The organism is uncultured Caballeronia sp. (genome assembly GCF_964243625.1).
GTDB lineage: Bacteria > Pseudomonadota > Gammaproteobacteria > Burkholderiales > Burkholderiaceae > Caballeronia.
Window position 1 is genome coordinate 1 of sequence record NZ_CAXTGZ010000247.1, and the last position, 8,318, is coordinate 8,318.

7 protein-coding genes are annotated in these 8,318 nt (G+C 63.8%); 6 read left to right on the top strand and 1 reads right to left on the bottom strand.

Features of this window, described 5'->3' with window-relative positions; translation table 11 throughout:
- Window positions 1-13: 13 nt before the first annotated feature.
- The 6 genes from hutH to hutG all read left to right on the top strand — a co-directional run bounded on the left by hutH (window position 14) and on the right by hutG (window position 7,454).
- Window positions 14-1,498, top strand: coding sequence for an aromatic amino acid lyase (hutH, locus tag ACFFAR_RS17390; RefSeq protein WP_174363424.1), 1,485 nt, complete (start codon window positions 14-16; stop codon window positions 1,496-1,498).
- A 258-nt stretch (window positions 1,499-1,756) separates the two neighbouring features.
- Window positions 1,757-3,439: a urocanate hydratase gene (gene hutU, locus ACFFAR_RS17395; RefSeq protein WP_061998729.1), complete on the top strand. Its 1,683-nt coding sequence runs from the start codon at window positions 1,757-1,759 to the stop codon at window positions 3,437-3,439.
- A 1-nt stretch (window position 3,440) separates the two neighbouring features.
- Window positions 3,441-4,037: a HutD family protein gene (locus ACFFAR_RS17400; protein WP_061998730.1), complete on the top strand. Its 597-nt coding sequence runs from the start codon at window positions 3,441-3,443 to the stop codon at window positions 4,035-4,037.
- A complete protein-coding gene (gene hutI / locus ACFFAR_RS17405) occupies window positions 4,024-5,259 on the top strand; it encodes an imidazolonepropionase (protein ID WP_375508184.1) in 1,236 nt (411 codons plus the stop codon). The genes ACFFAR_RS17400 and hutI overlap by 14 nt, the downstream gene beginning before the upstream one ends.
- Window positions 5,256-6,641, top strand: a complete 1,386-nt coding sequence (locus ACFFAR_RS17410; RefSeq protein ID WP_174363422.1) for a formimidoylglutamate deiminase — start codon at window positions 5,256-5,258, stop codon at window positions 6,639-6,641. The genes hutI and ACFFAR_RS17410 overlap by 4 nt, the downstream gene beginning before the upstream one ends.
- A gap of 12 nt (window positions 6,642-6,653) precedes the next feature.
- A complete protein-coding gene (gene hutG, locus ACFFAR_RS17415; protein WP_174363421.1) occupies window positions 6,654-7,454 on the top strand; it encodes an N-formylglutamate deformylase in 801 nt (266 codons plus the stop codon).
- On the opposite strand, the gene ACFFAR_RS17420 is transcribed toward hutG, so the two are convergent.
- The coding region (locus tag ACFFAR_RS17420; protein ID WP_375508185.1) for an FAD-binding protein at window positions 7,451-8,318 on the bottom strand (868 nt) is incomplete at its 5' end. The genes hutG and ACFFAR_RS17420 overlap by 4 nt on opposite strands.

Genomic DNA, 8,318 nt, shown 5'->3' on the forward strand with positions numbered 1-8,318 from the left:
ATATACATCGGCCGTGGTGAATCTCGATGCGCCGCTTGGATGGCGCGATATCGCGCGGATTGCGAACGGCGCGAAGCTGGTTTTATCGCCCGATGCACGCGCCCGGATCGATCATGCGCGCGCATTGGTCGAGCAGATCGTCGAGCGCCGGATTCGCGCTTACGGCGTGAATACGGGCGTGGGCGCGCTGTGCGATGTGATCGTGTCGCCGTCCGAACAGCGGACTTTGTCGCGCAACATCTTGATGAGCCACTCGGTGGGCGTCGGCGAACCACTGCGGCGCGAGGAGACGCGGGCGATCATCGCGGCGGCGGTCAACAACTTCGCGCACGGGAAGTCAGGCGTGCGGCTCGAACTGGTCGATTTGCTCGTCACGCTGCTCGACAGCGGGGCGATTCCCGAAGTGCCGGCATTCGGGTCTGTCGGTTATCTGAGTCATATGGCGCATATCGCGCTGGTGCTGATCGGCGAGGGGTTCGTACGCGACGACACTGGCCGGATCAGCGCGGCGCGCGCGCTGCAGCGACTCGAACGCGAACCGCTGGTGCTGGAGGCGAAGGAAGGCCTGAGCGTGGTCAACGGCACGCCGTGCGTGACGGGGCTCGCCTCTCTCGCGCTGGCGCGCACCGAGCGCCTGCTGCAATGGGCCGACACCATTTCCGCAATGACCTTCGAAAACCTGCGCGGGCAGGCCGCCGCCTTCGATGCCGACTCCCTTGCGCTGCGGATATCGCCGGGATTGTCGGTGGTGGGCGCGCATTTGCGCGAGCTTCTGGCTGACAGCGGGATCATCGCGGCGTCGTATGGGCGCAGCACGCAGGACCCGCTGAGCTTGCGCACGATCCCACACGTCCACGGCGCTGCCCGCGATGTGTTCGCGACCACCGCCGAAGTCGTGAACCGCGAGCTGGCTTCCGTTACCGACAACCCCGTCGTCACGGGCACGCTCGCCGCGCCGCGCGTGTTTTCCCAGGCGCATGCGGTGGGCGCGTCGATCGGCCTCGCGATGGACAGCCTGAGCACGGCCGTGGCCGAAGTCGCCGCGATGGCGGAGCGGCGTATCGACCGGCTGGTGAACCCGCTGGTGAGCGGCTTGCCCGCATTCCTCGCCGATAGCGGCGGCACGTGTTCCGGCTTCATGATCGCGCAGTACACGGCGGCGTCGCTGGTCGCGCACAACCGGCGGCTCGCAATGCCTGCCAGTCTCGATGGCGGCATCACGTCCGGTCTGCAGGAGGACCATTTGTGCCATGCGACGCCGGCAGCGCTGAAGGCGCTGGAGATCATCGCGAACGCGGAGCGGATTTTTGCGATCGAATTGCTCGCCGCGACGCAGGCCTACGACCTGCAGCCCCCCGACCTGACACGTGCGCCCAGGACGGATGCCGTGTACCGGAGCGTGCGTGCGGTGATCTCGCCATATCGTGATGACCGGCCGCTCGCGGGCGATATCGCCGCCGCTGTTGCCTTCGTCTGCGAGGCTGCGCCAGTTTTCTAAACTGCTGTATAGACAGATTCATGCCGCCACTTGCTGGCGGCATTTGCATTGTTTCCCGCTGTCAAGCCGCGCCGCGCTCGGTTCCGGCCTCATCAAAGTAAACCCCTACGCGAATCGGTTAACCTTCACTTGCGCTCCTTTTTATTTTAATTCAGACTTGTATATACAACTTGTCGACCGACCTGCGCAGTGCTTTGAGAGCCGCGGCGTCGGCCTCAAGAGACCGAATACTTTCAATCCTGTCCAAGGAGTGCTTCGATGAAAAACCACAACCCACGTCCCCTGCGCGCACCGCGCGGTACCGAACTTACGTGCAAGAGCTGGCTTACCGAAGCGCCGTACCGGATGCTGCTGAACAACCTCGATCCCGAAGTCGCCGAGAACCCGGACAAGCTGGTTGTGTACGGCGGTATAGGCCGCGCCGCGCGCAACTGGGAATGCCTCGACAAGATCCTGGAAACGCTGCAACGCCTGGAAAGCGATGAGTCGCTGCTCGTGCAATCGGGCAAGCCGGTTGGCGTATTCAAGACGCACGCCGACGCGCCGCGCGTGCTGATCGCGAATTCGAATCTCGTGCCGAAATGGGCGACGTGGGAGCACTTCAACGAGCTCGACCGCAAGGGCCTCTTCATGTACGGCCAGATGACGGCCGGGAGCTGGATCTACATCGGCAGCCAGGGGATCGTGCAGGGCACGTACGAAACCTTCGTGGAAGCGGCGCGCCAGCATTTCAACGGTAGCTGGAAAGGCCGCTGGATCCTGACGGCGGGCCTGGGCGGCATGGGCGGCGCGCAGCCGCTCGCGGCGACGCTGGCGGGGGCGGTATCGCTGAATATCGAGTGCGACCAGACGCGCATCGACTTCCGTCTGCGCACGCGCTACGTCGATAAACAAGCAAAGGATATCGATCACGCGCTCGAACTCATCAAGCAACATACCGCCGCAGGCGACGCCATCTCGATCGCGCTGCTCGGTAATGCCGCCGAAGTGCTACCGGAACTCGTGCGCCGCGCCAAGGCCGGCGCCATCAAGCCGGATCTGGTCACTGACCAAACCTCGTCGCACGACCTGATCAACGGTTACCTGCCGGCCGGCTGGAGCCTGGAAAAGTGGCGCGCGGCATCGCTGGACGCCTCGCAACACGCCGAGCTCAAGGCCGCCGCGCAACGCTCGTGCGCCCAGCACGTCCAGGCCATGCTCGATTTCCACGCAATGGGCATCCCGGCCGTCGATTACGGCAACAACCTGCGTCAGGTTGCATTCGATGACGGCGTAAAGAACGCCTTCGATTTCCCCGGCTTCGTGCCCGCGTATATCCGCCCGTTGTTCTGCGAAGGCAAGGGCCCGTTCCGCTGGGTCGCGCTTTCCGGCGATCCGGAAGACATCTACAAGACCGATGCGAAGCTGAAGGAACTGTTCCCGCATAACGCCGGCATGAACCGCTGGCTCGATATGGCGCGCGACCGCATTGCCTTCCAGGGGTTGCCGGCGCGGATTTGCTGGCTCGGGCTGGGTGAGCGTCACGTTGCCGGTCTCGCGTTCAACGAGATGGTGAAGAGCGGTGAGCTGAAGGCGCCGATTGTCATCGGCCGGGATCATCTGGATACCGGTTCCGTCGCGAGCCCGAACCGCGAGACGGAAAGCATGAAGGACGGCACGGACGCCGTGTCCGACTGGCCGCTGCTCAATGCGCTCCTGAACACCGCTGGCGGCGCGACGTGGGTGAGCCTGCATCACGGCGGTGGCGTGGGCATGGGGTACTCGCAACATGCGGGCATGGTGATTGTCGCCGATGGCACCGAAGCCGCCCACAAGCGTCTCGCACGCGTGCTGGTGAACGACTGCGCGTCGGGCGTGATGCGTCATGGCGATGCCGGTTACGAGCAGGCCATCGAATGCGCGAAGAACTTCGGCCTCGACCTTCCATTCATCACGACCTAATATGTCTCTTGCCTTCAGCATCATTCGCGCGGCCGATCTGAAGGCCGTGCCGTGGAAAAACGGTGGCGGCGCGACACGTGAGATCGCGGCGTCGCCGAAGGGCGCCGCATTCGATGCGTTCGACTGGCGCGTGAGCGTTGCCGATGTATCGGAGGCGGGCGCGTTTTCGGTGTTCGACGGAATCGATCGTGTGCTGACGCTGATCGAGGGCGAGCAGATGGTGCTCATCGATTCCGAAGGGCCGGAGTATGTTCTCTCGCGCTGGGATTCGGTCGCGTTTGCAGGCGAAGCGTCGATCAGCGCGGAATTGCCGCACGGTCCCACGCGCGATTTCAACCTCATGTCAAGGCGCGATCGTGCGTCGGGGAACGTGACGGTTCGTCGTCTGGCTGAACAATTGGACGTGGCGCGCGGCAGCGTCGTGCTGTTCGCGGCGCTCGGCGCGTTTGCGGTGAACGGCGAGCGTTTGTCCCAGGGCGATGCAATGGTTTTCGATGCAAGCGAGAATGGCGTGTTGAGCATCGAACCGCTCTCGCAAGACGCGGTTCTGATCGACGCCCGTATCGTTTCAAAGGATCCCGGACATGGCCTCCAGTAACACTTTGCAAGTCTGGCGCAACGCAAGGCTTTCGCCGCGTGCCGATCCGGCAGAAGTCATAGAGAACGCGGCGATCGTCGTGCGCGATGGCCGCATCGAATGGTTCGGCGCGGAGGCTGAAATGCCGCCGGCCTACACCGATGCCGTACGCCACGACCTGCAGCAAAGAATCGTCACGCCCGGTCTGGTCGATTGCCACACGCACCTCGTCTACGCTGGAAACCGCGCGGAAGAATTCGCGATGCGGCTCGACGGCGCGAGTTACGAAGACATCGCCAAACGCGGCGGCGGGATTGTCTCGACGGTGCGCAACACGCGCGCGGCAAGTGAAGACGAACTCTTCGCGCAATCGCTGCGACGCCTCGATGCGCTGCTCGCCGAAGGCGTGACGGCGCTGGAAATCAAGTCGGGCTACGGGCTGGATCTGGCGACCGAGCGCAAGATGCTGCGCGTCGCGCGGCGTCTGGCTGAGACCCGGCCGGTGACGATCTCGACCACCTTTCTCGGCGCGCATGCGTTGCCGCCGGAATACGCCGGTCGCGCCGATGACTACATCGCCTACGTTTGCAACGAGATGTTGCCGACGCTCGCGGACGAAGGTCTCGTAGATGCCGTCGATGTTTTCTGCGAGCGCATTGCGTTCACGCTGGAACAGGCCGAGCGCGTGTTCAGCGCGGCATCGAAGCTGAACCTGCCGGTGAAAATGCACGCCGAGCAGTTGTCGCTGATGGGTGGCGCGGCGCTCGCGGCGAAGCACCATGCGTTGTCCGCCGATCACCTCGAATTCCTCGATGAAGCCGGCGCCATCGCCATGCGCGAAGCCGGCACGGTGGCCGTGTTGCTGCCCGGCGCGTTCTACTTCATCCGCGAAAAGCAACTTCCGCCCATTGATCTGCTGCGCCGTCATGGTGTTCCGATCGCGCTCGCCACCGACAGCAATCCGGGTACATCGCCGAGCACATCGCTGCTCTTGATGCTCAACATGGGCTGCACGTTGTTCCGTTTATCGGTGGCCGAGGTGCTCGTGGGCGTCACGCGCCACGGCGCAAAAGCGCTCGGTCACGCCGATGTCACCGGCGAGATCAAGCTCGGCGCGAAGGCGGATTTCGTCGCATGGGATATCGTGACGCTCGCGGAACTGGCTTACTGGACCGGGCTGGAACGCTGCGCGCTGGTGGTGCGGCACGGCGCGGTCACTGTAGACAAACGGAAAATCGCATGACAAAAAACAGCCTGTTTGCCGAACACGCGCGCTTGCAGGACGGCTGGCGTCGCGATGTGCTGCTCGAATGGGACGATCACGGCACGCTGATCGCCGTGACGCCGGACACGAAGCAAGCGGCCGGCGTGCAAAAAGCCAACGGCCCCGTGCTCGCCGGCATGCCGAATCTCCACTCGCACGCGTTCCAGCGCGCAATGGCCGGCCTCACCGAATATCGTGCGAACCCGACGGACAGTTTCTGGAGCTGGCGCGACCTGATGTACCGGTTTGCATCGCGGATCTCGCCGGAAAGTCTGGGCGATATCGCGCGCTGGCTTTACATCGAAATGCTGAAGGCGGGTTACACGTCGGTCTGCGAGTTCCACTACGTGCACAACACGCCCGACGGCGCGCCCTACGCGAATCCCGCTGAAATGGCGGCGCGCGTGGTCAATGCGGCCGGACAAACCGGCATAGGCATGACCATGCTGCCCGTGCTTTATCAATACAGCGGTTTCGGCGCACGCGAGCCCACACCGGGCCAGGCGCGCTTCATCCACACGCCGGAATCCCTCCTTGATGCGCTCGTCTCGTTGCGCTCATCGCAAGCGGAAAACGGCAATCTCCGATACGGCGTCGCGCCGCACTCGCTGCGGGCGGTATCGAAGGAGACGTTGGGCCGCATGCTCGACGGCCTCGACCGCGAATTCCCCGGCGCGCCGGTGCATATCCATATTGCCGAGCAGACGGCCGAAGTCGATGCGTGCCTCGACGTCCTGAAAGCGCGTCCGGTGCAATGGCTGCTCGACAACTTCGACGTGAACGAACGATGGTGCCTCGTGCACGCGACCCACGTCGACCAGGACGAAGTCCGCGCGATGGCCGCAAGCCGCGCCGTCGCCGGCTTGTGCCTGACCACAGAAGCCAATCTCGGCGACGGCATTTTCCCGGCGCACGCCTATCTCGCCGATAACGGCCGGTTCGGGCTTGGCTCGGACAGCCACATCGCGCTCGACTGGCGCTCGGAGCTGCGCCTGCTCGAATACGGACAACGGCTTACGCGACGCGAGCGCAACGTGCTGGCATCCGAGAAACAAACGTACGTCGCCGATCGTCTTTTCGATGCCGCCGCAGAAGGCGGCGCGTACGCGACCGGGCGCGCGGTCGGCGCGCTGGAAGCGGGGCGTCGCGCGGATTTCATCGTGCTCGATCCCGACCATTCGGCTATTGCGGGCCAAGCGCCGGACGCGTGGTTATCGGGCGTGGTGTTCTGCGAACATGGCGAGACGCCGGTGCTGGATGTTTGTGTCGGCGGTAGAGTCGTGGTTGAAGCGCGCCAGCATCGCGATGAGCGCGAAGCGTTCGGGCAGTATCGAAAAACGCTCGCGGGCTTGCTCAAATAAAGGAACTCACCCATGACCGATCAAGTTTTCACCTTGAAGCGCGGCACTGCGCCGCTGCTGATTTCGATTCCCCACGCCGGCACGCAGATTCCGGCGGACGTTGCCGCGACCATGAATCCGATCGCCCGCGAGGTCGACGACACCGACTGGCATCTCGAACGTCTCTACGGGTTCGCGGCGGACATGGGCGCGTCGATTCTCGCGCCGTTCAATTCGCGCTACGTGATCGACCTGAACCGTCCGCCCGATGGCGCGAACCTCTACCCGGGACGCGATACAACCGGCCTTTGTCCCGTCGATACCTTCAACAGCGAGCCGCTTTACCCGGAAGGTGGCGCGCCGACCGAAGCACAGATTGCGGATCGTCGCGAAAAATACTGGCGGCCGTACCACGATGCCTTGGGCGAAGAACTGGCGCGTCTGAAAGCCGCGCACGGCAAGGTGCTGTTGTGGGAGGCGCATTCCATCCGCTCGCACGTGCCGCGTTTCTTCGATGGCAAGCTCTTCGACTTCAACCTGGGCACGGCAGGCGGCGAGAGCGCGGTCGCGGGACTCGGTGAAAAGCTCGAGGCGATGGTCGCCAGGACCGGCGTGTACACGGCTGTTGCGAACGGGCGCTTCAAGGGCGGCTACATCACGCGTCATTTCGGCAAGCCGCAGGACGGCATCCACGCGGTCCAGCTCGAACTCTCGCAGATCACGTATATGGAAGAAACGCGCCCATATGCATACGACGAAACGCGCGCCGGCCAAGTCGCGCCGTTGATTCAGGATCTGGTGCAGTGCGCGCTGGATGCCGTGCGAGAGGGCTAACCTTCACGCCGCCTGACCGCGGGCGGCGTGAGCACGGTCGGCAGCGCCTTCGGCAATGTCTCCGGCCAATCGCGGCTGAAATGCAGGCCGCGGCTTTCACGCCGCGAACACGCGCTTTCAACGATCATTGAAGCGACATCGACCAGATTGCGCAGTTCGAGCAAGTCCCGGCTCACCTTGAAGTTCGCGTAGTACTCGTGGATTTCGTCCCGTAGCAACGCAATCCGATGCTGCGCGCGGGCGAGGCGTTTATCCGTGCGTACGATCCCCACGTAATTCCACATCAGCCTGCGCAATTCGTCCCAATTGTGCGCGACGACAACTTCCTCGTCGGGATCGGAAACGCGGCTTTCGTCCCATGCGGGCAGCGGTGCATGCGCGCTCGTGGCATACCCTTCGGCTTCCATGGCTTGCGCCGCAGCGCGTCCGATCACGAGACATTCGAGCAGCGAATTGCTCGCCAGCCGGTTGGCGCCGTGCAAGCCCGTGCACGACGTTTCTCCCACCGCATAGAGTCCAGCGCGATCCGTGCGCCCGGCCAGGTCCGTGACCACGCCGCCGCATGTGTAATGCGCGGCCGGCACGACGGGAATCGGCTCCTTCGTTATATCGATACCAAACTCCCGGCAGCGCGCGAGGATGGTAGGGAAGTGCTCTTGCAGGAACGCCTCGGGCTGGTGGCTGATATCGAGATACACGCAGTCGATACCGCGCTTCTTGATCTCGAAGTCGATCGCCCGGGCCACGATATCGCGTGGCGCCAGTTCGGCGCGTTCGTCGTGCGCGGGCATGAAGCGGGTTCCATCGGGCAAGCGGAGGATGCCGCCTTCACCGCGGACCGCTTCGGAGATCAGGAACGACTTG